The sequence below is a fragment of the Streptomyces sp. NPDC006510 genome (assembly GCF_040611955.1).
Lineage (GTDB): Bacteria > Actinomycetota > Actinomycetes > Streptomycetales > Streptomycetaceae > Streptomyces.
The window spans coordinates 1-1,131 of sequence record NZ_JBEXPH010000479.1; the positions used below are offsets into that span (position 1 = coordinate 1).

Below are 1,131 nucleotides of genomic sequence, written 5' to 3' on the forward strand. Positions count from 1 at the left end.
GGTGGGGGCGAGTTTGAGGAGCTCGCGGGCCTCGGGTCGGCAGAGTCCGTTGGTCCAGGCGGCGAAGGCGTCCAGAGCTGCGGGGTAGTACTCGCGCAGCAGGGAACGGAGCTGGTTGGAGATCTGCTGGCGATTCCACGTGGCGTCCTGCTGAGCGCGGGCCGGAACGGCGATCGCGCGGGCCGGATCGGAGTCGTTGGGCAGGGTGCGATGGGCATGCATGTCGGTGCGCAGGATGTTCGCAAGGACGAGGGCATCGCCCGGGTCGGACTTCTTGCGGGAGACGGAGTGCCGGTCGCGGTAACGGGAGGAGGCCAGCGGGTTGATCGCGAAAACCTGTCGTTGGTCCTGCCGCAGCACGGCGACCAGTAGTCCGCGGGAGGTCTCGATGGCCGCTGGTATCGGGTGTTCGGCGGTGTCGCCGTGCTCGGCGAGCAGGTCCAGCAGGATCTTGTAGCCAGCGGCGTCATCGGTGATGTGCAGCTTGGCCAGTAACGTTCCGGTGTCGTCGACCAGAGCGACGTCGTGTGTCTTCTCCGCCCAGTCGATTCCGCAGTAGATCACGGGGTTCCTCCCCAGAGTCTGTTCGGATATATGCGCTGGTCACGAGCGCATGCGGGCCACGCAGCGACCTAATTCCGGGCCTCAGCCGCGAGGGCTGGGCCGATGCCTCACCAGCCGTGTTCGTGGCACCAGCGCACCACGCGGGCCTCGGTCTGTCCCGGAGCTCAGACGGCTCGCGAATATTGAGAGGTCACCGTGCAGTGGGCTCGTCCACCAACACCAACGAGGGATCAACAGAAGGGTGTTGACGCTCGACGACCCCGGATGCTGCCGCTCTGGCACAAGGCCTCGCAGCCGGATCCAGCAAAGGCATCCGTCCGGAATCGGCGCACGCCAACACCCCAGGTGATGGCGGCACGAAGACGTCGGGCGCCGCCTACCAGCCGGAGGCCTCTACAGCCCGACGCGTACCAGGCTTCCGCCCTGCACTCACGTGATCACCACTACCCACGAGCACCCGAACCGCCCGCCGCTCCGATGCAAGGCGTCGATCGCCATGCAACGTTCAGGCATCACGGTGCGGTACTCGAACAGCACGAAGGAACTGAGGGTCCCCACTCGGCGCTG

The 1,131-nt window shown here is 66.4% G+C and carries 1 protein-coding gene; it reads right to left on the minus strand.

All coding sequences use genetic code 11. The annotated features are described in order from the left end of the window. A partial coding sequence (locus ABZY11_RS44660) for an IS110 family transposase (RefSeq protein ID WP_356484642.1) occupies positions 1-564 on the minus strand: 564 nt, incomplete at its 3' end. Positions 565-1,131: the final 567 nt, after the last annotated feature.